Source organism: Leclercia sp. M-A074-M, assembly GCF_965195605.1.
Lineage (GTDB): Bacteria > Pseudomonadota > Gammaproteobacteria > Enterobacterales > Enterobacteriaceae > Enterobacter.
The window spans coordinates 69,872-95,484 of record NZ_CBDAHM010000002.1 but is presented as its reverse complement, the minus strand read 5'-3'; the positions used below and the strand labels follow the sequence as shown (position 1 = coordinate 95,484).

Genomic DNA, 25,613 nt, shown 5'->3' with positions numbered 1-25,613 from the left:
TTACCGCCGATCGTAATCCTCTTCCAGCCTGCGCTCGTCATCTTCTAAACGACGCCGGTCTTCATCCAGCTGGCGCTGACGTTCATCCAGGCGACGACGGCGATCGTCCAGCTGGCGCTGGCGCTCTTCATACTGTCGGTTATCGCTGCTGCGACGCCGATCGTAACGGTCATCGTCATCGTTACTGCGGTCGCTGTTGGGGTTGTAGGCGTCGTTAATCGCCTGCTGAATATTGCCGATGGTGTCGTCAACAATATCAGCGTGAGCCAGATGGCTGGTTAATGAGAGCAGACCCAATAACAGGGCGGTAGAGTAATGTTTCATAAAGCCAGTCTCGCAGGTGAGCTGGCTTTACGGTAATAAACAGCGGGTGGAGCGAGTAGCGGAGGAATCTCAAATTCTGTAAGGGGAAGTTTCTTCCATAAGGTGATTCGCACGTTGCCTGTTCTCGGCCACTAAAACAACGCGATGGCATTTTTGGTCAGGCGAAACACTCCAGATACGCTCCTCAGGAATACAGCCGCCATCGTAAATCACTTTACTGCCATCATAAGGCCAAAATGCGCCTTGCTCGGTATCCAGTACGAACACAGCGATTTGATCCGATTCACGGGCAATCTTTTGCCAAAGCATTTTACCGCCTTCGTACTGTTCAAAATCGCTTATTAGCGTAATTCCGCACTGGAGGATTAATGCCTCATAAAGTCGGGTTGCCAGCCCTTTATCCCGCTCGCCAGGATCAACACAGACGCCTTCAACCTGAAGGATGTGGGCATCTTCCCAGCAGCGTTCAACAGCAACGATATCTTTACCGAGTGCAGGTTTGCGCTGTAAATCCAGCGCTGCCACAACCCGATGTCGCGGTATGCCTTCAAAGATTTCGATATCCGCTTCAATGATTGCCGCGCGAGGCGTCTGGGGATCATAGATGACATGCAGCAATCGCCCTGAGAGTTCAATCTCTTCCACCCGCGTAAAGGCGCGTGCGACTGTCATCGGGCTATAGGTTGTAGGCATCACGATCATATGTGAGTCCCCTCTCGTCAGTACCGGCATAAGTCCTTTTATATCCTAATCCGCTCATTTTTGCGCAGATTAACATCACCCATGCAGCGGACACGATTGATTAATTCTTAAACATGGCACCGATTTTTTGCAGCGCCTGCGCCAGCTGCGCACGGGTAAAAGGCTTGCGCAGCAGCTCCACGTCCGGCAGCTGTGGGTTATGTGCCGGGCGCAGATCCTGGCCGCTCATCAATAGCACGGGGAGATGCGGGAACTGCTGGCGAACCTGCTGGATCACCTCCGCGCCGCTCAGGGTACCGGGAAGCATTAAGTCGCTGATAAACATCTCGATATCCGACGATGCGTTCAGCATCTGCAGCGCCTGCTCGCCGGTTTCCGCCTCCAGCGTCAGGTAGCCCAGCTGGTGCAGCTGTTCGCACAGGGTCTGGCGGACATCGCTCTGGTCGTCCAGCACCAGTACCAGCCGGTCGCTTTGTACCGCTGCGGCCGCCGCCAGCGTCTCTGGCTGGGGAAGTGCCTGCTGGGTGGCGCGGGGCAGATGCAGCCGCACGGTGGTGCCTTGCCCGGGCGCGCTTTCGATCTCCACCCGCCCGCCGGACTGGCGCACAAAGCCATACACCATCGACAGCCCCAGCCCGCTGCCGCTGCCGGTCTGCTTGGTGGTGAAGAAGGGTTCGAAGACCCGGGATTTAATGGCCTGCGACATCCCGCAGCCGTGGTCGATCACCTCCAGCGCCACCATATCCTGCCTGCGTCCGTCGCTGCGGGTGACGCGCTGGTTCCAGGTGCGGATTTTTATCACTCCACTTTGCCCTTCCATCGCATCCCGGGCGTTCATCACCAGGTTAATAATGGCGTTTTCCAGCTGGCTGATGTCAATCCACGCCGGCCAGGCCGGGGTCTGCGCTTCGATCTCCAGTGAAAGGGTGGCGGGCAGGGAGTGGCGCATCAGCTCGGCCAGGTTTTCCAGCAGGGGTTTCATCTCCACCGCGTGCGGGTTAAGGGACTGTTTGCGGGAGAAGGCCAGCAGGCGCTGGGTCAACAGCGCCCCGCGCTCGGCGGCCTTCAGCGCGCGGCTGATGCGCGGCGCATCCGGTGAATGGGGGTCGGCCAGCTCCAGGCTGCCGATGATCACCGCCAGCAGGTTATTGAAATCATGCGCCAGCCCGCCCGTCAGCTGACCCACCGCCTTCATCTTCTGGCTGTGGAGCAGCGCCTCCTCCAGCCCCTGACGTTCAATGCGATCCACCTCCATCTGGGAGGTTTTCTCTTTCAGCAGCCGGGTGGTGTGCTCCAGCGAGGCGGTATTGCGGGCAAAGACGTTGAATGCCCGCGCCAGCTCGCCCAGCTCATCCCGCCGTTGCAGCGCAGGCACCGAGACATCCTGTTCCCCGTGGGCCAGCCGCGACATCGCCCGGGAGATGGCGGTCAGGTTGGTGCCCAGGTTGCGGTAGATGTACCAGCAGGCAAAGGCGGTAATGATCAGCGCCAGCACGGCGGAAAGGGTAATAAAGACGCTGATGGAGCGCAGCTCCTGATGGCTCTGGGCGGTACGCAGCTGGGATGCCTGCGCCACCTGCTCCACATACTGATTGATATCGCTGTTGAGGATCGCCACCAGCGCTTTGATGTGAAACATATACCAGCTGATCGACAGATCGCTCTCTTCCAGCTGCCGGGAGAGCGGGCCGAGCTTGTTCAGCTCGGCGTTAAAATCGGGCAGCACAAAGCCCACCACCGGCTGAGTGGCTCCAGGGGGCAGCATCGCCGTCACCGTATCAAGCTGCTGGATGGTCGCCCGCGGCGAAGGGGTTTCGATGGCGGCGACGATCAGCCGGTCCATCTCGCTGAGCAGGCGGGCATCGGGCACGTTACTGGCGTAGCGGCGGTTGATCTCCTGGAGATGGCGGAGATAGCTCTGGCTCTGGTAGAGCGCGCTGAGCAGGGCATTACGCTCCAGGTGGCGTCGTTGTCCGCGTTCCAGCATCCCGGTCACGCTTTGTTGCAGCTCGTTGCTGCGCCGGATGATCCGCGCCACCAGCGCCGGCTCCTGCTGCGCCAGCGGCGCATCGGCAAGCTGCGCCAGTGAATGGCCCAGCGCCGTCTGGGTCTGTTTCAGCCGGTTGGCTTCGTCTTTATATTCCAGCGCCCCCACCACCTGCGACAAACGTACCGCCGCCGTCGCCACGTTGGCGGTTTCCCGCGACAAATTCATGCTGCCGGTCATGTCGTCCAGCGTCTGGCGCTGCACCTGCTCCTGGATATGGCTGGCGTGGCGAAAGCCCAGCACCGCCACGCCGCTGACCATTAACGTCACCGCCACCACCAGCAGATTGAAGATCAGCAGGCGGCCACGGGCGCTGGCGAAAAAGGGAGGACGGCGTGAAGGCATGTTGGCTCCGTGGCGTAACTGTGATCCACATTAACTATTCATAACTATGACAAATATGAACGACTTCTGACATTTTGCATTTACCGGGCTGTGATGAAGTGCGGATATCGAACGTCACAGGAGATCCGCCATGAGCAGGACCCCGGTTTTAGAGATGCGCAGCATTGCCAAAACCTTTGGCAGCTTTCACGCGCTGAAGGGTGTGGATCTGACGGTCTTCCCCGGTGAGATCCACGCGCTAATGGGTGAAAACGGCGCCGGAAAAAGTACGCTGATGAAAATTCTCGCCGGGGCTTACATCGCCACCAGCGGCGAGATCCTGATCGACGGCAAGCCGTTTCACATCAAAGGCCCAAAAGATGCCCTGGCGGCAGGCATCACCCTGATTTATCAGGAGATGCAGCTGGCACCAAACCTTACCGTGGCCGAAAACATCTTCCTCGGCAGCGAGCTGTCGCGCGGCGGGCTGGTGCAGCGTAAAGAGATGGCGGCCCAGGCCCAGGCGGTAATTGACCGGCTTGGCGCCCAGTTTAAGGCCACCGATCTGGTGATGAAGCTGACCATCGCCGAGCAGCAGCAGGTGGAGATTGCCCGCGCGCTGCACCGCAACAGCCGCATTCTGGTGATGGATGAACCCACCGCCGCCCTCTCCTCTCGCGAGACCCATCGTCTGTTTGAACTGATTTTGCGCCTGCGCGATGAAGGGATGGCGATCATCTACATCAGCCACCGCATGGCGGAGGTATATGAGCTGTCGGATCGCGTCAGCGTACTGCGTGACGGCCAGTACGTCGGCAGCCTGACCCGCGACAAGCTCAACGCCGCTGAACTGGTGCGGATGATGGTCGGGCGTCCGTTGAGCGATCTGTTCAATAAAGAGCGCGATATCCCTCTCGGCAGCCCGCGCCTGAATGTCCACCATCTGACCGACGGCGGCAAGGTGCAGCCGTGCAGTCTGCTGGTGCGCTCCGGCGAAATCGTCGGGCTCGCCGGGCTGGTAGGGGCCGGGCGCTCAGAGCTGGCCCAACTGATTTTTGGCGTGCGCAAGGCCACCGGCGGCATGATTGAGGTGGATGGCGAGCCGGTGGTGATCCACTCCCCGCGTGCCGCCATTGAGCACGGCATCGGTTTTTTAACCGAGAACCGCAAGGAGCAGGGGCTGTTCCTTGAGCTGGCGGCGCAGGAGAACATCACCATGGCGACGCTGGAGCGCGACGCCACCTTCGGCATGCTTAACCGCAAAAAAGCGCAGTCGATCTCCGATGACGCCATCGCCCTGCTTAACATTCGCGTGCCGCATTCCCAGGTGCGGGCGGGCGGCCTCTCCGGTGGCAATCAGCAGAAGCTACTCATCTCCCGCTGGGTGGCGATTGGCCCACGCATTCTGATCCTCGACGAGCCGACCCGCGGCGTGGATGTCGGGGCCAAAAGCGAGATCTACCGGATCATGAACCAGATGGCGCGCAAAGGGGTGGCGATCCTGATGATCTCAAGCGAACTGCCGGAAGTGGTGGGCATGAGCGATCGCGTCTATGTGATGCGCGAAGGGAGCATCGCCGGCGAGCTGCATCGGGCCGATATCACACAAGAAAACATTATGACGCTGGCAACCGGCGTTAACGACTCTCATCACCAGGCGGTAAAATCATGAGCCAACAAAATAGTCCGCAACAGGTGGCCAAAGCGGCCTCCGCCAAAAAAATGCTGATGGGCGATCTGATGCAAACCATCGGGATCCTGCCGATATTGATCCTGATTGTCGCCGTCTTTGGCTTTATCGCCCCGAACTTCTTTACCGAAAGCAACCTGCTGAACATCACCCGTCAGGCCTCCATCAATATCGTGCTGGCGGCGGGGATGACCTTCATCATTCTGACCGGCGGCATCGACCTCTCGGTAGGCTCGATTCTGGGCACCACCGCGGTGGCGGCGATGGTGGTGTCGCTGATGCCGGAGCTCTCCATGCTCTCGGTCCCGGCGGCCCTGATGCTCGGGCTGGTGCTGGGTACCATCAACGGGGCGCTGGTGGCCTTTGCCGGATTGCCCCCCTTTATCGTCACGCTCGGCACCTACACGGCGCTGCGCGGGGCGGCCTATCTGCTGGCGGACGGCACCACGGTGATTAACTCCAGCATCAGCTTTGAGTGGATCGGCAATAACTACCTCGGGCCGGTGCCATGGCTGGTGGTGATCGCCCTCGCGGTCATCGTCATCTGCTGGTTCATCCTGCGCCGCACCACCCTCGGGGTACACATTTATGCGGTGGGCGGCAACATGCAGGCGGCGCGCTTAACGGGCATCAAGGTCTGGATGGTACTGCTGTTTGTCTACGGCATGAGCGGCCTGCTCTCGGGCCTCGGCGGGGTGATGAGCGCCTCGCGACTCTACAGCGCCAACGGCAACCTCGGCACCGGCTATGAGCTGGACGCCATCGCCGCGGTGATCCTCGGCGGCACCAGCTTTGTCGGCGGCATCGGCACCATCACCGGCACGCTGGTGGGGGCGCTGATTATCGCCACCCTTAACAACGGCATGACGCTGATGGGCGTCTCCTACTTCTGGCAACTGGTGATCAAAGGGGCGGTGATCATCATTGCGGTACTGATCGACAAATACCGTACCCGACACCATCAAAGTGCATAACAACAATACCCTACATAACGAGGACGAAAAATATGCGTTTAAAACCTCTTGTTACCGCGCTCTGTGCTGGCGCACTGCTTGCAGCAACCCCGTTTGTCCAGGCCAAAGAGCTGAAGTCCATCGGCGTGACGGTGGGTGACCTGGCCAACCCGTTCTTTGTGCAGATCACCAAAGGGGCGGAGCTGGAAGCGCGCAAACTGGCGGGAGATAACGTGAAAGTGACGCTGGTCTCCAGCGGTTACGATCTCGGCCAGCAGGTGTCGCAGATTGATAACTTCATCGCCGCTAAGGTCGATATGATCATTCTTAACGCCGCAGACTCGAAGGGGATCGGCCCGGCGGTGAAGCGCGCGAAAGATGCCGGGATCGTGGTGGTGGCGGTTGACGTGGCGGCAGAGGGTGCCGATGCGACCATCACCTCCAACAACACCCAGGCGGGCGAGATGGCCTGTAAGCTGATTACCGACCGTCTGAAAGGCAAAGGCAACGTGGTCATCATCAACGGACCGCCGGTCTCTGCGGTACAGAACCGCGTGGAAGGGTGCCAGACCGAATTTAAAAAACATCCGGATATCAAGGTGCTCTCGGATAACCAGAACGCCAAGGGCAGCCGTGAAGGCGGGCTGGAGGTGATGACCTCGCTGCTGGCCGCCAATCCGAAGATCGACGGCGTGTTCGCCATCAACGATCCGACGGCGATCGGGGCCGATCTGGCGGCGAAACAGGCGCAACGTAACGAGTTCTTTATCGTTGGCGTGGATGGTTCCCCGGATGCGGAAGAGGCGCTGAAGCGCGAAAACTCCCTCTTTATCGCCACCCCGGCGCAGGACCCGCAGGTGATGGCGGCGAAAGCGGTGGAGATTGGCTATGGCATTCTGCAGGGTAAACCGGCGCCGAAAGAGCCGGTGCTGATCCCGGTGACGATGATCGATAAGAACAACGTCGGCACCTATAAGGGCTGGACGGTTAAGTGAGATCGGTGCAGAGCCTCTTTATCAGGGGCTCTGCATATCACGTAAGGAGTTACCATGAAACGCTCCGAAATTAACGAAATCCTCGGCCACACGCGGCAGTTTTTCTCCATGCACGATGTGCATTTGCCCCCCTTTGCCAGCTTTCCCCCTGCCCGCTGGCAGCAGCTCGACGCACAGGCCTGGCGCGAGGTGTTCGATCTTCGCCTCGGCTGGGACGTGACCGCCTTCGGCGGCGATAACTTCGCCGCCCAGGGGCTGACCCTTTTTACCCTGCGCAACGGCTCGCCCGGCGGCAAGCCGTGGGCCAGATGCTATGCGGAAAAGATCATGCACGTGCGCGACGGGCAGGTCACGCCGCTGCATTTCCACTGGCGCAAACGCGAGGACATCATTAACCGCGGCGGCGGCAATCTGATTCTGGAGCTGTGGAACGCCGATGAAAATGAGCAGAAAGAGGATGGCGATATTACGGTCTCCATCGACGGGTGCCAGCAGACCCACGCGGCAGGCAGCCATATCCGTCTCGCGCCGGGAGAGAGCATCTGTCTGCCGCCCGGTTTGTACCACAGCTTCTGGGGTGAGGCGGGTTTTGGGGATGTGCTGGTGGGCGAGGTCTCCTCGGTGAATGATGACGACACCGACAACCACTTCCTGCACCCCACCGCCCGCTATAACAACATTGATGAAGACGAACCGGCCGTGCTGGTGCTGTGTAACGAGTACAGCCTGTTTCGTCTGTAAGGAGTGAACATGCCGCTTATCTCTCTCGCCGACGGGCTGGCGCACGCCCGGGAACAGCGTTACGCGCTGGGGGCGTTTAATGTCCTCGACTCTCACTTCCTGCGGGCGCTCTTTGCCGCGGCCCGCCAGGAGAGCTCGCCCTTTATCATCAACATTGCCGAAGTGCACTTTAAGTACGTGTCGCTCGATTCCCTGGTGGAGGCGGTGAAGTTCGAAGCCGCCCGGCATGACATCCCGGTGGTGCTGAACCTCGATCACGGTCTGCATTTCGAGGCGGTGGTGCGGGCGCTGCGTCTGGGGTTCAGCTCGGTGATGTTCGATGGTTCCACGCTGAGCTACGAGGAGAACATCCGCCAGACGCGGGAAGTGGTGAAGATGTGCCACGCGGTGGGCGTGTCGGTGGAGGCGGAGCTGGGCGCGGTGGGGGGCGATGAGGGCGGCGCCCTGTACGGTCACGCCGACGAAGCCTTTTTCACCGATCCAGCCCTGGCGCGGGAATTTGTCGACCAGACCGGCATTGATGCCCTGGCGGTGGCCATCGGCAATGCCCACGGCAAGTACAAGGGGGAGCCGAAGCTCGATTTTGCCCGTCTTGACGCCATCCGCCAGCAAACCGGCCTGCCGCTGGTGCTGCACGGCGGCTCCGGGATCGGTGACGCCGATTTTCGCCGGGCCATTGAGCTTGGGATCCACAAAATTAACTTCTATACCGGCATGTCCCAGGCGGCGCTGGGGGCCGTGGAGCAGCGCATGGCCAACCGGCAGCCGCTGTATGACGAGTTTGCTGAGCTGCTGCTGGGCATCGAAGAGGCGATTACCGACACCGTCGCCGCGCAGATGCGCATCTTCGGCAGCGCGGGGCAAGCATAATGGAACGCCGGGGCATTATCGCGGCGGGTAATATGCTGGTGGACCATGTCCACCAGATTGTGCAGTGGCCGGAGCGCGGCTGGCTGGCGGAGATCACCCACAGCGAGCGCGCCACCGGCGGCGCACCGCTCAACGTGCTGTTAACCGTGGCAAAAATGCATACCGGGATCCCGCTACAGGCGGTCGGGCTGGTGGGGGAGGATAACGACGGGGATTACATTCTCGCCATGCTCGACCAGTATCACGTCAACCGCCAGCGGGTACAGCGCACCACCTTTGCCCCAACCTCCATGTCGCAGGTAATGACCGACCCCAGCGGCCAGCGCACCTTTTTCCACTCACCGGGGGCGAACCGCCTGCTGGATCTGCCCGCCTTTGACCGGCTCGATTACAGCATGAAGATCTTCCATCTGGGCTATCTGCTGCTGCTCGACAGCCTGGATATGCCGGACGAAGAATATGGCACCCGCAGCGCGCGGCTGCTGGCGCAGATGCGCGATCTGGGGTTTAAAACGTCCCTCGATCTGGTGTCGCGTAAGGGCGATCCGCGCTATCAGCCGCTGGTGCTCCCTGCCCTGCGCCATCTCGACTATCTGGTGATCAACGAGCTGGAGGCGGGCGAGTTCAGCGGCCTGCCGATGCGCGATGACCAGGATACGCCGGTGATCGTTAATATTGCCGCGGCGGCGGCAGATCTGCTGGCGGCGGGGGTGACGTCACGGGTAGTGATCCACTGCCCGGAGGGGGCGTGGGGTCAGGAGCCGGGCCAGGCGGGAAGCTGGCTCCCCTCGTGGCGGCTTACGCAGGAGGAGATTGTCGGCAGCGTCGGGGCTGGCGATGCCTTCTGCGCCGGATTTTTGTATGGCTGCCACGAATCGCTGTCGCTGACGGAGAGTATTCAGATGGCGCACGCCTGCGCCCGGGCCAGCCTGCTGGCCGCCAACGCCATCGACGGGGCAAAAACGTTGCAGGAGCTACAGCTGTTTATTGAGGAGAACCCCCTGGTCTAGGCCGCCCTGTCGCCATGCTGCACGTCGGCGGCAAAGACATAGCCCAGCCCGCGGATGGTTTTAATCAGCAGCGGCTGATGGGGATTGATTTCGATTTTCCTTCGCAGGCGCATGATTAGCACGTCGATGGTGCGGTCAAACACCTCCGCGCTTTCGCTGTGGGTCAGCTCCAGCAGCTGTTCCCGGCTCAACACCCGCCGGGCATTCTGGGTAAGCGCCAGCAGCAGACCGTATTCGCCCTGGGTCAGGGAGACCACGTTGCGCGCGGCGTCAATCAGCTCACAGCGGGCGGTATCCAGCGTCCAGCCGTTAAAGCCGATCCCGCCCGCCCGCGGGACCGCCGCAGGCTCTGCCGCCAGCGCGCCGGTGCGGCGGAGCACAGCTTTAACGCGCGCCACCACCACCCGGGGGTTAAAGGGTTTGCCGATATAATCGTCCGCCCCCATCTCCAGCCCCACCACCACATCCGACTCGCTACCAAGACCCGTGAGCATAATGACCGGCAGCTCAGGACGCTGTTTTTGCAGCTGCTGTAACACCTGCAGGCCGTTGATATCCGGCAGCATCATATCGAGCAAAACCAGTGCAATATCCGGCATCTGGCTGGCCAGACGCAGCGCATCCTGCCCGTTGTGGCAGACATGGACGGTAAAGACGTGCTCGTTGAGAACGTCCTGCAACAGTTCGCAGACCGCGGTGTCGTCATCGACCACCAGAATTGCTGGTTTCATTACGGGACCCCATAGAGAAGATAAAGATCAGTCTGGCCCATTCTGTGCAAGGCTCCAGCCCAAACGCTTTTTCCATCACGAATCTTCAACCGCCGTCACATCCCCCGTCACTTCCGCCGCCGCAATTTTTGCCGCAGGCCTGTTTTTCGTCAGGGTATTGCCCAGGATTCACCCGTAAAGTCAGGGGAAAACCACAACAAGAATGCGGCTTAGAGGCGGCATACTCAACCGACATATCAGCATCATATGAAACTGGAGCGAGATCGATGAAAAACGTCATCACGGTTTGCCCCTATTGCGCATCAGGTTGCAAGATCAACCTGGTGGTCGATAACGGCACAATCGTCCGGGCGGAGGCGGCCAACGGCAAAACCAACCAGGGCACGCTGTGCCTGAAGGGTTACTTCGGCTGGGATTTTATTAACGATACCCAAATCCTCACCCCGCGGCTGAAAAGCCCGATGATCCGCAGAACGCGCGGCGGCAAGCTGACGCCTGTTTCGTGGGAAGCGGCGCTGGATTATGTGGCCAGTCGCCTCACCGCCATCAAGAAAAAGCACGGCCCGGATGCGATCCAGACCACCGGCTCGTCACGCGGCACCGGGAATGAAACCAACTATCTGATGCAGAAGTTTGCGCGCGCCGTTATCGGCACCAATAACGTCGACTGCTGCGCCCGCGTCTGACACGGCCCCTCGGTTGCAGGTCTGCACCAGTCGGTCGGCAATGGCGCCATGAGCAATGCCATCAACGAGATTGATAACACTGCGTTAGTCTTTATTTTTGGCTATAACCCGGCGGATTCGCACCCGATTGTCGCCAACCATATTCTGCGCGCGAAACAGAACGGGGCAAAAATCATCGTCTGCGATCCGCGGCGCATCGAAACCGCCCGCATTGCCGATATGCATATCGCATTGCGAAACGGCTCGAACATCGCCCTGCTCAACGCCATCGGCCACGTGATTATTACCGAGCAGCTCTACGATCGGGCCTTCGTTGCCAGCCGCACGGAGGGCTTTGATGAGTACCGTGAGATCGTTGAACGCTATACGCCGGAGTCGGTGGAGAGCATTACCGGCGTAAGTGCGGGGGAGATCCGTCAGGCGGCACGTCTGTATGCCGGGGCCAACACCGCTACCCTGCTGTGGGGCATGGGGGTGACCCAGTTCTGGCAGGGGGTGGAAACCGTGCGTGCGCTCACCAGCCTTGCCATGCTGACCGGCAATCTCGGCAAAGCCCATGTGGGGGTCAACCCGGTGCGTGGCCAGAATAACGTGCAGGGGGCATGCGACATGGGGGCACTGCCGGATACCTATCCGGGCTACCAGTACGTTAAGTTTCCGGAAAACCGCGAGAAATTTGCCAAAGCCTGGGGCGTGGAGAGCCTGCCGGCGAACCCCGGCTACCGTATCAGCGAGCTGCCGCACCGCGCGGCCCACGGCGAGGTGCGGGCGGCGTACATCATGGGCGAAGACCCGCTGCAAACCGATGCTGAGCTCTCGGCGGTGCGCAAAGCTTTTGACGATCTGGAGCTGGTGATTGTCCAGGATATCTTTATGACCAAAACCGCGGCGGCGGCGGACGTGATCCTCCCCTCCACCTCCTGGGGCGAGCATGAAGGGGTCTACACCGCAGCCGATCGCGGCTTCCAGCGCTTCTTCAAAGCCGTGGAGCCAAAGTGGGACCTGAAAACCGACTGGCAGATTATCAGCGAGATTGCCACCCGGATGGGTTATCCGATGCACTACGACAACACCCAGCAAATCTGGGACGAGCTGCGCCAGCTCTGCCCGGCCTTTAAGGGGGCAACCTACGAGAAGATGGGCGAGCAGGGCTATATCCAGTGGCCCTGCCGGGACGAGTCGCCGGAAGATCGGGGCACCTCGTACCTGTTCGCCGAGAAATTCGATACCCCGAACGGGCTGGCGCAGTTCTTCACCTGCGACTGGATGGCGCCGATGGATACGCTGTCGCCAGAGTATCCGATGGTGCTCTCCACCGTGCGCGAAGTGGGTCACTACTCCTGCCGCTCCATGACCGGCAACTGTGCGGCGCTGTCGGCGCTGGCGGATGAGCCCGGCTATGTACAAATCAACACCGGGGATGCCAAACAGCTGGGCATTGAGGATGACGCCCTGGTGTGGATCACCTCACGTAAAGGCCGGGTCATCACCCGGGCCCAGGTGAGCGATCGGCCAAACAAAGGTGCGGTATACATGACCTACCAGTGGTGGATTGGCGCCTGCAACGAGCTGGTAACGGAAAACCTGAGCCCGATAACCAAAACGCCGGAATATAAATATTGTGCCGTGCGCCTCGAGCCGATAGCGGATCAGGTTGCCGCCGAGCGCTATGTTATCGATGAATATAATGCGTTGAAAAAGCGTTTACGGGAAACCGCGATGGGATAACCTGTAATTAACGGAACAGCGAATAAAGAGGGATGAATTATTCACCCCTCTTTTATTTATGAAATATAAATTTAAAAACCGAATATTATTTTGCGAGCAGTATTCCAGAGAAATGTAATTTCGCACAAAGAAAATTACATCTTTTCTTTTTACTTCAGAGGGATAAGATTATCGGCGGGTGCTTAAGGCTTTCTGTCTTAAGCCGTATTGAGGGACAGAAAGTGAAAAACCCCGGAAATGTTTCCATTAACCGGGGCTATCCCTCAACTACCCAACAAGTTGAGGATAGCCCCTTCTTCTTTTGTTAGCAAGGAGTAAAGGGCATGACGCCATTAAAATATGTCGCAGGCATAATAGTTATTATTTGTCTGACTATCGTGATATTCGCCTTTATTAATCGCGGTAAGTTATGCGAACTCACAATAAAGAGTGAACAACACGAAGTGGCGGCTAAATTAGCCTGCGCAGCAGGCTAACTTCAGCGGGCGGGGAGACCCGCCCGGCTTGTGGGAGGTTGAGGTCTTAATGCACCCATTTTTTTCTTCACATCACGCGCTTATACTGCCCGGTATCTACTCCTACGAAAATAACGCATGAAACCTCTTTATCTGTTGTTGATCCTTTTTACTTCTCTGGCGAGCGCCGAGGAGATTGGCGGCCAGTACCGGAAGCAGGCTGAGGCGGGCGACAGCCGTGCCCAGTATTACCTTGCCGAAACATATTACAGCTCGGGTGATGATAAGCAGGCCGAAACCTGGGCCGAAAAAGCAGCGAAAAACGGCGATATCGATGCCATGGCCCTGCTGTCCCAAATCAAGTTAAAGCACGGCGATTTCGCTCAGGCCAAAGGGCTGGCGCAGCAGGCCACGGTGGCGGGCAGCTCGCCGGGCGCGGTGATGCTGGCGCGTTTGCTGGTAAACACCCGGGCCGGGAAGACCGACTATCCGCAGGCGCTGAGCTTACTGCACAAGGTCGCTGAGAATACCGAAGACGACGCCGCCGTTGATGCCCAGCAGTTGCTGGGGCTGATCTACGCCAACGGCGTGGAAGTGGCGCAGGATGATGTGCAGGCCGCGCGGTGGTTTAAGCAAAGCTCCACGCTGTCACGCACAGGCTATGCGGAGTACTGGGCGGGCCAGATCTTTAAGCAGGGCGAGGAGGGATTTATCACCCCCAATAAACAGAAGGCGCTCTACTGGTTGAATCTGAGCTGTAGCGAAGGGTTTGATACCGGATGTGAGGAGTTTGATGCGTTAAGCGGGGAGTAAATGCCCGGCGGCACTATGTTTGCCGGGCCTAAGGTCATGTAGGCCGGGTAAGCGAAGCGTCACCCGGCTTTTCACTTTACTGGTCAGCCGTCTTATCAAACCGCCCCAGCACCTCGCGCTCATAGGCCAGCGCTTTTTTACGGTCGAACTTATGTTCCCACTTGGCAATCACCAGCACCGCCAGCGCGTTACCCACCACGTTCAGCGCGGTACGCGCCATGTCGAGGATACGGTCAACACCGGCGATAAACGCCAGTCCTTCCAGCGGAATACCCACACTGCCCAGGGTCGCAAGCAGCACCACAAACGACACGCCCGGCACGCCGGCAATGCCTTTCGAGGTCACCATCAGCGTCAGCACCAGAACGATCTCCTGCCACAGGGAGAGGTCAATGCCGTACAGCTGGGCAATAAAGATCGCGGCGATACTCTGGTACAGCGTGGAGCCATCAAGGTTAAAGGAGTAGCCGGTCGGCACCACGAAGCTGGTGATCGACGCCGGCGCGCCGTAAGCCTCCATCTTCTGGATGATGCGCGGCAGCACGCTTTCAGAGCTGGCGGTGGAGTACGCCAGAATTAGCTCGTCCTTCAGGATGCGGATCAGGATCCAGATGCTCAGCCCGCACATGCGCGCCACTAAGCCCAGCACCACCAGCGCGAAGAAGATGATGGCGAAATGCACCAGCAGCACCAGCTTCGCCAGCGGCCACAGGGAGGCAAAACCGAAGTTCGCCACCGTCACCGAGATCAGCGCAAACACCCCTACCGGCGCATAGCGCATCACCATGTGGGTCACTTTAAACATGGTTTCAGAGATGGAGCGGAACACGGTCACCAGCGGCTCGCGGTGGGCGGAGGGCAGCGACGCCAGCCCCAGACCAAACAGCACCGAGAAGAAGATAATCGGCAGCATTTCGCCCTTCGCCATCGACGCCACGATATTCGTTGGCACCAGCGACAGGATCGTCCCCATCAGGCCATGAGAGTGGCTCTGCACATCGGCGGTTGTGCTCTGGTATTTCGAAATATCCACCGTCGCCAGCTGCGACATATCAATGCCCGCCCCCGGCTGGAACAGATTCGCCAGCGTGATGCCGAGAACAATGGCCACCGTAGTGATCACTTCGAAATAAAGGATAGTTTTCGCGCCGATGCGGCCCAGTTGCTTCGCGTCACCCACCCCGGCAATCCCCACCACCAGCGTCGAGATGACAATCGGCACCACAATCATCTTGATCAGATGAATAAAGATATCGCCGGCCGGTGACAGTAAGTTGGCGATCAGCCATTCGCGGCTGTCACTGTGATAATGCAGATAACTACCCAGCAAGATACCCAGCACAAGGGCCAGCAAAATTTGCCAGGCCAGGCTGACTTTCAAATTTTTCATAACAAGAGACTTCCTCAACGAAGTGTTCGTACTCGTAAAACGAAGGGGACGACACATACTGAAAGGGTATGAATTGTGTTGCGTTCATTTATGGGGTTTTTTAACGCGCGGTATCAGTACCATTTGCACGGCATGCTGCGCAAGCCTTTAAGAACGAGGCATTTGACTGACAAAAAAGGTCATTACGCTAATTTATATTGGTGATGATAAATAACCTTTTGTAATGAAAACGCTTTTTTATCCATAAAAGCAAATAATCTACAAGAGCAATTATTTTCCTTCAAAGTGTCATTTGCGCGTTTTTTGTTCTCTTTAACATTTGCGTGATCTGTCGCCCAAATAGTAAACAAAGCTGCCAAAGCCCCTACAATTAACGTTTTTGCGACATATTATTAACATCCTACAAGGAGAACAAAAACCATGAGCCAAGTCCATAAACACGACATTCCCGCAAATATTGCGGACCGCTGCCTGATTAACCCTGAGCAGTACCAGGAGAAGTATCAACACTCCATCACCAACCCTGACGCCTTCTGGGGCGAGCAGGGCAAAATCCTTGACTGGATCACGCCCTATCAGACGGTCAAGAACACCTCTTTTGCCCCAGGTAACGTCTCTATTAAATGGTATGAAGACGGTACACTGAACCTGGCCGCCAACTGTCTGGATCGTCACCTCGCCGAGCGCGGTGACCAGACGGCGATCATCTGGGAGGGCGACGACGCCACCCAGAGCAAAAATATCACCTACCGTGAACTGCACCGCGATGTCTGCCGCTTTGCTAACGTGCTGCTGGCGCAGGGCATCAAGAAAGGCGACGTGGTTGCCATCTATATGCCGATGGTGCCGGAAGCGGCCGTGGCGATGCTGGCCTGCGCCCGCATCGGCGCCGTGCACTCCGTTATCTTTGGCGGCTTCTCGCCGGAAGCGGTGGCCGGGCGCATTATCGACTCCAGCTCCAAACTGGTGATCACCGCCGACGAAGGCGTGCGTGCTGGCCGTGCCGTTCCGCTGAAAAAGAACGTCGATGACGCGCTGAAAAACCCCAATGTAAACAGCGTCAACAGTGTGATTGTGCTCAAGCGCACCGGCAACGCCATTGAATGGCATGAGGGGCGCGACCTCTGGTGGAGCGACCTGATTGAGCAGGCCAGCGACCAGCACCAGCCGGAAGCGATGAATGCGGAAGATCCGCTGTTTATCCTCTATACCTCGGGTTCAACCGGTAAGCCGAAGGGCGTCCTGCACACCACCGGCGGCTATCTGGTCTATGCAGCCACCACCTTTAAGTATGTCTTTGATTATCATCAGGGTGATATCTACTGGTGCACCGCCGATGTGGGCTGGGTCACCGGCCACAGCTACCTGCTGTACGGCCCGCTGGCCTGCGGCGCCACCACCCTGATGTTTGAAGGGGTGCCAAACTGGCCGACGCCGGCGCGCATGAGCCAGGTGGTGGACAAACACCAGGTCAATATTCTCTACACCGCCCCGACCGCAATCCGCGCCCTGATGGCGGAAGGCGATAAGGCGATTGAAGGCACCGACCGCTCCTCCCTGCGTATCCTCGGTTCCGTGGGTGAGCCCATCAACCCGGAAGCCTGGGAGTGGTACTGGAAGAAGATCGGCAACGAGAAATGTCCGGTGGTCGATACCTGGTGGCAGACCGAAACCGGCGGGTTCATGATCACCCCGCTGCCGGGCGCCACTCAGCTGAAAGCCGGTTCCGCGACCCGTCCGTTCTTTGGCGTTCAGCCTGCGCTGGTGGATAACGAAGGCACGCCGCTGGAAGGGGCCACCGAAGGCAACCTGGTCATCACCGACTCCTGGCCGGGTCAGGCGCGCACCCTGTTTGGCGATCACGATCGCTTTGAGCAGACCTACTTCTCCACCTTCAAAAATATGTACTTCAGCGGCGACGGCGCGCGTCGTGATGAAGATGGCTACTACTGGATCACCGGCCGCGTGGACGACGTGCTGAACGTCTCCGGCCACCGTCTGGGGACCGCCGAGATCGAATCAGCCCTCGTGTCGCATCCGAAAATCGCCGAAGCGGCGGTGGTCGGTATTCCACACAACATCAAAGGCCAGGCGATCTATGCCTACGTCACCTTAAACCATGGCGAAGAGCCGTCACCCGAGCTCTATACCGAAGTGCGTAACTGGGTGCGGAAAGAGATTGGCCCGCTTGCCACCCCGGACGTGCTGCACTGGACCGACTCGCTGCCGAAAACCCGCTCCGGCAAAATCATGCGCCGTATTCTGCGCAAGATTGCGGCGGGGGATACCAGCAATTTAGGCGACACCTCTACGCTCGCCGATCCTGGCGTGGTGGACAAACTGCTCGAAGAGAAGCAGGCCATCGCAATGCCATCGTAACACCCTCACCTTAGCCCTCTCCCTTCAAGGGAGAGGGGAATATAAAAACCACCCCATAGGATTTCACGTTGCAGGCACGTGACTGCTCAGGCTGCGTGAAAACCGAAGGGGGATACCTCTGGAGATTCTGTGATGAATGACAATATTTGTCAGCAGATAGAGAACAGTGCGCACTACAGGGAGCTGGTGGATAAACGGCAACGGTTTGCCTTCATTCTCTCTATTATCATGCTGATCATCTACGTGGGCTTTATCCTGCTGATCGCTTTTGCGCCGCACTGGCTGGGCACGCCGCTGCATGCGGGCACCAACGTCACGCGCGGCATCCCTATCGGTATCGGTGTGATCGTCGTTTCGTTTGTGCTGACCGGCGTCTACGTCTGGCGCGCTAACGGTGAGTTCGACCGTCTGAACAAAGCGGTACTGCGCGAGGTGAAAGCATCATGAAGAGAGTCCTGACGGCGCTTGCCGCCGCCCTCCCCCTCGCGGCAAATGCCGCCGATGCCATTGGCGGCGCGGTTGAACGCCAGCCGACCAACTGGCAGGCGATTGTGATGTTCCTGATCTTCGTGGTGCTGACGCTGTACATCACCTACTGGGCGTCGAAACGCGTGCGTTCCCGTAACGATTACTACACCGCGGGCGGCAACATTACCGGTTTCCAGAACGGGCTGGCCATCGCCGGTGACTTTATGTCGGCGGCCTCTTTCCTCGGCATCTCCGCGCTGGTCTATACCTCCGGCTACGACGGGCTGATCTACTCTCTGGGCTTCCTCGTCGGCTGGCCGATCATCCTGTTCCTGATCGCCGAACGCCTGCGTAACCTGGGGCGTTATACCTTTGCCGACGTGGCATCCTATCGCCTGAAACAGGGGCCGATTCGTACCCTTTCCGCCTGCGGCTCGCTGGTGGTGGTAGCCCTCTACCTGATTGCCCAGATGGTGGGGGCCGGCAAGCTGATCCAGCTGCTGTTCGGCCTGAACTACCATGTCGCGGTGGTGCTGGTGGGGGTGCTGATGGTGATGTATGTCCTGTTTGGCGGCATGCTCGCCACCACCTGGGTGCAGATCATCAAAGCGGTACTGCTGCTGTTCGGCGCCAGCTTTATGGCCTTTATGGTGATGAAGCATGTCGGCTTCAGCTTTAATAACCTCTTTACCGAAGCGATGGCGGTACACCCGAAAGGGGAAGCGATCATGAGCCCCGGCGGGCTGGTGAAAGATCCGATCTCGGCGCTGTCGTTAGGGCTGGGCCTGATGTTTGGTACCGCGGGCCTGCCGCACATTCTGATGCGTTTCTTCACGGTGTCAGATGCGCGCGAAGCGCGTAAAAGCGTCTTCTACGCCACCGGCTTTATGGGTTACTTCTACATCCTGACCTTTATCATCGGCTTCGGCGCCATCATGCTGGTGGGTGCAAACCCGGCCTTCAAGGATGCGGCGGGCGCGCTGATTGGCGGCAACAACATGGCGGCAGTCCATCTGGCTGACGCGGTGGGCGGCAACCTGTTCCTCGGCTTTATCTCCGCCGTGGCCTTCGCCACGATTCTGGCGGTGGTGGCTGGCCTGACCCTGGCGGGTGCTTCTGCGGTCTCCCACGACCTCTATGCCAACGTCTGGCGTAAAGGCGCCTCTGAACGCGACGAACTGAAGGTCTCCAAAATCACCGTTCTGGTCCTGGGGGTCGTCGCCATTCTGTTGGGGATCCTGTTCGAAAATCAGAACATCGCCTTTATGGTGGGGCTGGCCTTCTCCATTGCGGCAAGCTGCAACTTCCCGATCATTCTGCTCTCTATGTACTGGTCGAAGCTGACCACCCGCGGAGCGATGATTGGCGGCTGGCTCGGCCTGCTGACGGCGGTGATCCTGATGATCCTCGGTCCGACCATCTGGGTGCAGATCCTCGGCCACGAAAGCGCCATCTTCCCGTATGAGTACCCGGCGCTCTTCTCCATCGCCGTGGCCTTTATCGGCATCTGGGTCTTCTCGGCAACTGATAACTCGCCGGAAGGCAACCTGGAGCGCGAGAAGTTCCGCGCCCAGTTTATCCGCTCCCAAACCGGCCTGGGTGTCGAACAGGGCCGCGCGCACTAAAACCCCCTCCCCGGCCACTGGTCGGGGATCACATTTTTTTCCCCTTCTGGTGACGTTTATCACGTCGCCAGAACAGAAAAAGCCGATGCGGATCACAGGCTTTATCTGCAATCCGCAACGTCCATCACACTTTTCCCTATTCCACGCCGATCCCCCGCTTTCCCTACCCGCGGTATACAGACAACCCCGACCGCAGTTTTTATTCTTTAGTTACAGCGACTCGCCGAGGCTTCTGGCAAAGCGCTCCAGCCGCGCCGGGCTCAGCAACAGCGGCAGGAAGAGCGGGCTGCTGGCGGGCGGATCTGTCAGCCAGCGATCCAGGGTGTCGCTGAAGTGCAGCAGCCGCTGCTGATGCTGCTTCAGGATGTCGGCAGGCAGACTTTGCGGACCGTAGTGATCCAGCCACACGACGTCGGTCACGGCGGCGGCGACGTGAGAGAACATCTGGCTGTAGATCTCCGCGCTGCGCCAGGCGGCCAGCAGGATCGCAAGGGTGTCGTCCGGGCAGGTCATACGCGGCATCAGCTCACGCAGGTTGTGCAGCGTACGTGACGCCAGGAAGCAGGCGGCCTCTTTTTCCAGCGCTACCCGCTCACGCTGCTCTTTGCCAAGGGCGGGATCGTCGGCGGGCATCAGCGGCTGCCAGGCGTGCAGCCAGTTAGCGCTACGGGTGTCCGTATGGAGCAATTGCTGCGCCTGGGCAATGCTCTCCGGGATCTGGCTCTGGTAGTGCAACCGCCGTCCGAGGAAGTTTGGCGTTTTGCACAGCCAGTCGTAGCTGGCGTGGAGGATGGCCGAAAGCTGATGTTTGTCCGCCAAAGCGCGAAAGCCGAACTGGTGGTGTTCCGCCCAGCGCTCGAAGGTAGCGGGCAGCGCGGCATCGGCGGCATGGTTGGCGGCAGAGAGGCCAAACAGGTTGATGGCGTTGACGGAGTCCATCACCCGGCTGTCGGGTAACCACTGCCAGCTCACGCGGGAGGTAATCGCTTCGATTTCGTTTTCTGTGGCGCTGAGCGCCCAGCTTAAGCGGCCACCAATCTCATCGGCCAGATAGCACGGCAGTGCGCTCCAGCCGTAGCCGATACCGAAGAGATCGTACTCGATCCACTTTTTATGCCCCGGCAGGGTGGCGATGTTGGGATGGTTGGCAAAACCGGGGTGGTAATCCAGCTCGGTGGCTTTTACCGAGGCGCGCACGTCGTCCGGGAGCGTCGCCAGAATGCCGGAGAGCTGCTGTCGCGGCCAGCTGTTGTCAATGAAGTCGCGCAGGATGAGCTTTTTTCCCTGGGCGCGCAGCAGGCTCCAGACATCATGCAGGCTTTGCTGCCAGCGGCTGGTCTGAAAGTCTGGCGTCGTCAGGCTGAGAATAAGCCCGCCGAGATGGGGCAGCGCCTGTAAAAGCGGATGCAGTATCGCGGCATAAAAAGGGTGCCAGAAATCGGGCGCGTGCTTTTCGTCGAACGTCAGTTCCGGAAATTTACGCTTAATAATGTCGTCATTGGGCGCGGCCTCACCCTGAAGCCAGAACGATAAATTATTTTCCGCCAGGTAACGGTCGACGCGTTTTAAATAGTGCAGGGCGTAATTTTGCTGATGAATAAGGTTCTCGACGTTGAGTTTCTGGCTTAACGGCGAGGGCGTCGCAAGTATTGAAAGCAGTTCCTGTTGGTGCAGGATGATGCCAGTGAAACCGTGCTGTTTCGCGCTTTTTACCCCCTGAATAAACCAGGGCCAGTGCCAGATAAACGTGCTGTTCAGCTCCATCAGTTGATGGGGAATACGTTTCATTGCGTCACCTGCTGATATTAATTCTGTTATTTAATCGAGGATGCCATGAAAAAATATGCTCTGGTCGGGACCGGCGGTCGCGCGGGTTTATATATTTCCGCCATCGGTGGCGCCTGGCGGGAAAATGCCAGACTGGTCGCGTTCTGTGATACTAACAAGACGCGCATGCAGTACGCCAATCAGTTATTAAAAAACGAAGGGGCGGATCCGGTTTCCACCTGGCAGGCGGCGCAGTTTGAAGAGATGATCCGCGAGACGCAGCCCGATGTCGTCATTGTCACCACCATGGACCGCACCCATGACGACTACATCGTTCGCGCCCTGCACGCCGGCTGCGATGTGATCACCGAAAAGCCGATGACCATCGACGAACAGCGCGCCCTGCGCATACTTGATGCCATTGAAGAGACGGGCCGTAGCGTGCGCGTGACCTTCAACTACCGCTACGCGCCGCACCACAGTAAAGTGCGCGAACTGCTGATGCAGGGGACGATCGGCAAGGTCACCTCGGTCCATTTCGAGTGGCTGCTTAACACCGAACACGGCGCGGACTACTTCCGCCGCTGGCATCGGGAAAAGCGCAACAGCGGCGGCCTGCTGGTGCATAAATCCACCCACCACTTCGATCTGATGAACTTCTGGCTGGGCAGCTACCCGGAACGGGTTTACGCCGAAGGCAGCCTGCAGTTCTACGGCAGGGAGAATGCGGAGAAGCGCGGCGTGACCCGGTTCTACCCGCGCGCCCACGGCTTTGCCGACGCGAAAGACGACCCGTTTGCGCTGCATATGGAAGAGAATGCGCAACTTAAGGCGCTCTATCTGGACGCCGAACACGAAGATCGCTACTTCCGCGACCAGAGCGTCTTCAGCGACGGGATCACCATCGAAGATACGATGTCGGTGCTGGTGAAATACCAGAACCAGGTCCAGCTCACCTACTCCCTCAATGCCTACCTGCCGTGGGAAGGGCTGAATGTGGTCTTTAACGGCACCGAAGGGCGTCTGGAGATGAAGATTGTCGAGAAGTCCTACGTCAATGCCGGGGGAGAGCGGGAAAATGAGGGCAGCCTGGAGCAGTGCGACCTCACCGTCTTCCCGATGTTTGCCGAACCCTGGAAAGCGGAATTCAGCCTCGGTGAAGGGGGGCACGGCGGCGGCGACAACGCGATGCTGGCCGACCTGTTCGGCGCGCCACGCCACGATCCGCTGCAGCGCGCAGCCGACCACCGTGCCGGGGCCATGTCTATCCTCACCGGCATTGCGGGCAATATCTCCATGCAGCAGCAGCGTCCGGTCAACTTTAAGGAGTTTGAGCTGGTATCCCGTCTGACGAAACGCTAAGCGTCTCACGCCGGCGCGGCCCGCTACCGCGCCGGAACCGCCGGTAGTATTGTGCAGTTACTAACCTGTTTAATAACAATATTTATGCCTCTGTTCCGGAGACAATAATGAAAAAACTCGTTTCAGGTGTTATCGCATCGCTGTTATTTTCCTGTACCTCTGTCTGGGCACAAGCGCCCGTTGAACTACGCATGTCGTGGTGGGGTGGCAACAGCCGCCACCAGGCGACGCTGAAAGCGCTGGAAGCCTTCGAAAAAGCGCATCCGGAGATTAAGGTGAAGCCCGAATATACCGGCTGGGACGGGCATCTTTCGCGCCTGACCACCCAGATGGCGAGCGGCACCGAGCCGGACGTAATGCAGACCAACTGGCCCTGGCTAATCCTCTTTTCCAAAAATGGTGAAGGGTATTACGACCTGAATAAGCTGAAAGCGGAGCTCGATTTAAGCCAGTACCAGGCGCAGGATCTGCAATCGACCACGGTGAAAGGCAAGCTCAATGGCCTGCCGATTTCGGTCAACGCCCCGGTCTTTTACTACAACGACGTCACCTGGCAGAAAGCCGGGCTGGCGTATCCGAAAACCTGGGACGACTTTTTTGCCGCCGGGAAAGTGTTCCAGCAGACGCTGGGCAACAACTACTACCCCTACGCCATGGTCGATCAGGATGTCATTTTGCTGCTCAATGCGTACATGATGCAGACCCACCAGAAGTCGATGTTCAACAGTGATGGCACCTTCGCCTGGAACGACGCGCAGTGGGTCGAGGCCTTCGATTTTGTGAAACGTCTGAGCGACGACCACGTTCTGCCGTCGCCCAAAACCCTCTCCTCCTACGGCAAGGGCAACCTCTATGAGATGAAGCCGTGGATTAACGGTGAGTGGGGCGGGCTCTTCACCTGGAACATCACCATTCGCATGTTTGCCAACAACATGACGCCACCGGCGAAACTGGTGCTGGGCGATTACGTGATGCAGCCCGGCACAGAGGAGTCCGGGGTCTACTTCAAAACGGCACAGATGCTGTCGGTGGCAAAATCCACTAAACATCCGAAAGAGGCGGCGATTCTGGTGAATTACCTGCTTAACGATCCGCAGTCGGTGGAGGCTCTTGGGCTGGAGCGCGGCATTCCGCTCAACAAGGCGGCGGAGGCGCAGCTGACGGAGAAAGGGGTGATTGACCCGCAGGATCCGGTGATTGCCGGGCTACGCCAGGCGCAATCGCTGCATACCACGGTCGTCGCCACGCCCTATATCGAGGATTTACAGGTGATCGACCAGTTCACCTCGGCGCGGGAAAAACTGGAGCAGGGTCAGGCACCCGCTCAGGTCGCGGCGGATTTCCGCCAGAAGGTGGAGCGAATTGTGCGGCGGTTGAACCGTTAGCGCCGCATTCAGAATCGGTAGGCCGGGTAAGCGCAGCGCCACCCGGCATTTATCAGAACATCAGCCAGCCCACCAGCGGGGCCACCAGCACCATCACCACGCCGGAGAGCATCATCACCAGGCTTGCCACCACGCCCTCCTGCTGGCCCAGCTCGTAGGAGCGCGCGGTGCCCGCCCCGTGGGAGGCCGCGCCAAACCCGGCCCCTTTCGCCATCCCTTCGCGAATGGAGAGGCGCAGAAAAAGCATGTCCCCTACCGCCATACCAAACACCCCGGTGACCACCACGAACAGCGCCACCAGATCCGGCTGTCCGCCGAGCGGTTTTGCCGCCGCCAGGGCAAAGGGCGTGGTGACGGAGCGTACCGCCAGGCTGCGCTGGATCTCGTCCGACAGGGTAAACAACCGCGCCAGCCAGACCGAGCTGGTGACGGCCACCACCGTGGCGGTGATCACCCCGGCGGAGAGCGACATCCAGTGGCGTTTTATCACCGCGAGGTTGTCGTAGACCGGCACCGCAAAGGCGATGGTCGCCGGACCCAGCAGCCACAGCAGCCAGTGCGCTTCGCCAATATAGTTCTGCCACGAGATATGCCCCCACACCAGCATCATCACCAGCAGGATCGGGGTGAAAACCAGCGGCATCAGGGGCAGTTTACGAAAGCGGCGGTAGAGGCGCTTGTTGGCAAAATAGATAATCAGCGTCACCACCAGGCAGAGGACGCTGACCTGAAAGTTAGTCATGTTTCTGCCTGCTGATTTCAAAGCGGTAGACTTTATCCACCACCCACGCGGTCGCGCCCAGCACCATCAGCGTGCTCAGGGCGATCACCGCAAAGATACGCCAGCCGTCCACCATCAGCAGTTGGACGTAATTGACTACCGCCACCACTGCCGGAACGAAAAAGAGCAGCATCTCCGCCAGCAGCCAGCGCGACCCCGCCCGCACCCAGCTGAGAGGAATAACGCGACAGAGGATCAGGCTGAACATCAGCACCATGCCGACCAGATTGGCCGGCAGCGGCAGATGGAGCCAGCGAACAAGGTATTCAGCGAAGACAAAAAGAGCGGCATAGAGCAGGACCTGAACCGGTACCTGGAGTCGTTGCACGACGGCAGGCGTAACGCGACCTAACGCCACGGTCATGGGGGATTTCCTCAAAATGAGAC

General features: G+C 58.9%; 22 protein-coding genes. 14 read left to right on the top strand and 8 right to left on the bottom strand.

The features are described 5' to 3' along the window. From yjdP to ACOKCT_RS04105, 3 genes are all read right to left on the bottom strand, one after another. The gene (yjdP, locus tag ACOKCT_RS04115; RefSeq protein WP_103177896.1) at positions 1-324 is read right to left on the bottom strand and encodes a DDRRRQL repeat protein YjdP; all 324 of its coding nucleotides are present in this window, start codon (positions 322-324) and stop codon (positions 1-3) included. Positions 325-393: 69 nt separating this feature from the next. After that, positions 394-1,026 (bottom strand): N-acetyltransferase, encoded by a 633-nt coding sequence (locus ACOKCT_RS04110; protein ID WP_103177895.1) that lies wholly within the window; start codon positions 1,024-1,026, stop codon positions 394-396. Positions 1,027-1,126: 100 nt separating this feature from the next. Beyond that, on the bottom strand, positions 1,127-3,418 hold the full coding sequence (locus tag ACOKCT_RS04105) for a hybrid sensor histidine kinase/response regulator (RefSeq protein WP_103177894.1): 2,292 nt from the start codon (positions 3,416-3,418) through the stop codon (positions 1,127-1,129). A gap of 130 nt (positions 3,419-3,548) precedes the next feature. Between ACOKCT_RS04105 and ACOKCT_RS04100 the strand changes: the two genes are divergently transcribed. The 6 genes from ACOKCT_RS04100 to ACOKCT_RS04075 are packed head-to-tail and all read left to right on the top strand — an operon-like array spanning position 3,549 to position 9,656. Next, positions 3,549-5,069: a sugar ABC transporter ATP-binding protein gene (locus ACOKCT_RS04100; protein WP_156653742.1), complete on the top strand. Its 1,521-nt coding sequence runs from the start codon at positions 3,549-3,551 to the stop codon at positions 5,067-5,069. Further along, on the top strand, positions 5,066-6,061 hold the full coding sequence (locus ACOKCT_RS04095) for an ABC transporter permease subunit (RefSeq protein WP_103177892.1): 996 nt from the start codon (positions 5,066-5,068) through the stop codon (positions 6,059-6,061). Before ACOKCT_RS04100 ends, ACOKCT_RS04095 begins: the two co-directional genes overlap by 4 nt. A gap of 32 nt (positions 6,062-6,093) precedes the next feature. After that, the gene (locus ACOKCT_RS04090) at positions 6,094-7,035 is read left to right on the top strand and encodes an ABC transporter substrate-binding protein (RefSeq protein ID WP_103177891.1); all 942 of its coding nucleotides are present in this window, start codon (positions 6,094-6,096) and stop codon (positions 7,033-7,035) included. Positions 7,036-7,089: 54 nt separating this feature from the next. After that, a complete protein-coding gene (locus tag ACOKCT_RS04085) occupies positions 7,090-7,776 on the top strand; it encodes a D-lyxose/D-mannose family sugar isomerase (RefSeq protein ID WP_103825422.1) in 687 nt (228 codons plus the stop codon). Between the two features lie 9 nt (positions 7,777-7,785). Next, positions 7,786-8,646 carry a ketose 1,6-bisphosphate aldolase gene (locus tag ACOKCT_RS04080; RefSeq protein ID WP_156237530.1) on the top strand — a complete coding sequence of 287 codons (861 nt, stop codon included), beginning with the start codon at positions 7,786-7,788 and terminating at the stop codon, positions 8,644-8,646. After that, positions 8,643-9,656 (top strand): carbohydrate kinase family protein, encoded by a 1,014-nt coding sequence (locus tag ACOKCT_RS04075; protein WP_263951632.1) that lies wholly within the window; start codon positions 8,643-8,645, stop codon positions 9,654-9,656. Before ACOKCT_RS04080 ends, ACOKCT_RS04075 begins: the two co-directional genes overlap by 4 nt. On the opposite strand, the gene ACOKCT_RS04070 is transcribed toward ACOKCT_RS04075, so the two are convergent. Further along, positions 9,653-10,387 (bottom strand): response regulator, encoded by a 735-nt coding sequence (locus ACOKCT_RS04070; RefSeq protein ID WP_103177887.1) that lies wholly within the window; start codon positions 10,385-10,387, stop codon positions 9,653-9,655. The genes ACOKCT_RS04075 and ACOKCT_RS04070 overlap by 4 nt on opposite strands. Before the next feature lie 266 nt (positions 10,388-10,653). Here ACOKCT_RS04070 and fdhF point away from each other — a divergent pair, with 266 nt between their 5' ends. The 3 genes from fdhF to ACOKCT_RS04055 all read left to right on the top strand — a co-directional run bounded on the left by fdhF (position 10,654) and on the right by ACOKCT_RS04055 (position 14,069). Then, positions 10,654-12,801: a formate dehydrogenase subunit alpha gene (gene fdhF, locus ACOKCT_RS04065; RefSeq protein ID WP_420193186.1), complete on the top strand. Its 2,148-nt coding sequence runs from the start codon at positions 10,654-10,656 to the stop codon at positions 12,799-12,801. A gap of 323 nt (positions 12,802-13,124) precedes the next feature. Continuing rightward, positions 13,125-13,277: a Hok/Gef family protein gene (locus tag ACOKCT_RS04060; RefSeq protein ID WP_103177885.1), complete on the top strand. Its 153-nt coding sequence runs from the start codon at positions 13,125-13,127 to the stop codon at positions 13,275-13,277. A 117-nt stretch (positions 13,278-13,394) separates the two neighbouring features. Next, complete coding sequence (locus tag ACOKCT_RS04055) at positions 13,395-14,069, top strand: tetratricopeptide repeat protein (protein ID WP_159340258.1); 675 nt, start codon at positions 13,395-13,397, stop codon at positions 14,067-14,069. 76 nt (positions 14,070-14,145) lie between these two features. Here ACOKCT_RS04055 and gltP read toward each other — a convergent pair whose 3' ends face one another. Next, positions 14,146-15,459, bottom strand: a complete 1,314-nt coding sequence (gene gltP, locus ACOKCT_RS04050) for a glutamate/aspartate:proton symporter GltP (protein ID WP_103177883.1) — start codon at positions 15,457-15,459, stop codon at positions 14,146-14,148. Between the two features lie 420 nt (positions 15,460-15,879). Here gltP and acs point away from each other — a divergent pair, with 420 nt between their 5' ends. The 3 genes from acs (at position 15,880) to actP (ending at position 19,931) form a co-directional block, all read left to right on the top strand. After that, entirely contained in the window at positions 15,880-17,838 is a 1,959-nt protein-coding gene (gene acs / locus ACOKCT_RS04045) for an acetate--CoA ligase (RefSeq protein ID WP_103177882.1), read from the top strand. Between the two features lie 132 nt (positions 17,839-17,970). Further along, the gene (locus ACOKCT_RS04040) at positions 17,971-18,285 is read left to right on the top strand and encodes a DUF485 domain-containing protein (RefSeq protein ID WP_103177881.1); all 315 of its coding nucleotides are present in this window, start codon (positions 17,971-17,973) and stop codon (positions 18,283-18,285) included. Further along, on the top strand, positions 18,282-19,931 hold the full coding sequence (actP, locus tag ACOKCT_RS04035; protein ID WP_103177880.1) for a cation/acetate symporter ActP: 1,650 nt from the start codon (positions 18,282-18,284) through the stop codon (positions 19,929-19,931). Before ACOKCT_RS04040 ends, actP begins: the two co-directional genes overlap by 4 nt. Before the next feature lie 210 nt (positions 19,932-20,141). Here actP and ACOKCT_RS04030 read toward each other — a convergent pair whose 3' ends face one another. Next, positions 20,142-21,719 carry a hypothetical protein gene (locus tag ACOKCT_RS04030; protein ID WP_156653736.1) on the bottom strand — a complete coding sequence of 526 codons (1,578 nt, stop codon included), beginning with the start codon at positions 21,717-21,719 and terminating at the stop codon, positions 20,142-20,144. Positions 21,720-21,764: 45 nt separating this feature from the next. Between ACOKCT_RS04030 and ACOKCT_RS04025 the strand changes: the two genes are divergently transcribed. Together ACOKCT_RS04025 and ACOKCT_RS04020 are read left to right on the top strand one after the other, a co-directional pair. Then, positions 21,765-23,060 carry a Gfo/Idh/MocA family protein gene (locus ACOKCT_RS04025; protein WP_420193185.1) on the top strand — a complete coding sequence of 432 codons (1,296 nt, stop codon included), beginning with the start codon at positions 21,765-21,767 and terminating at the stop codon, positions 23,058-23,060. A gap of 107 nt (positions 23,061-23,167) precedes the next feature. After that, positions 23,168-24,445, top strand: coding sequence for an ABC transporter substrate-binding protein (locus ACOKCT_RS04020; RefSeq protein ID WP_420193184.1), 1,278 nt, complete (start codon positions 23,168-23,170; stop codon positions 24,443-24,445). A 52-nt stretch (positions 24,446-24,497) separates the two neighbouring features. On the opposite strand, the gene ACOKCT_RS04015 is transcribed toward ACOKCT_RS04020, so the two are convergent. After that, on the bottom strand, positions 24,498-25,187 hold the full coding sequence (locus tag ACOKCT_RS04015) for an LrgB family protein (RefSeq protein WP_106993951.1): 690 nt from the start codon (positions 25,185-25,187) through the stop codon (positions 24,498-24,500). Next, positions 25,180-25,590, bottom strand: coding sequence for a CidA/LrgA family protein (locus tag ACOKCT_RS04010; RefSeq protein ID WP_103177875.1), 411 nt, complete (start codon positions 25,588-25,590; stop codon positions 25,180-25,182). The genes ACOKCT_RS04015 and ACOKCT_RS04010 overlap by 8 nt, the downstream gene beginning before the upstream one ends. Positions 25,591-25,613 lie beyond the last annotated feature (23 nt).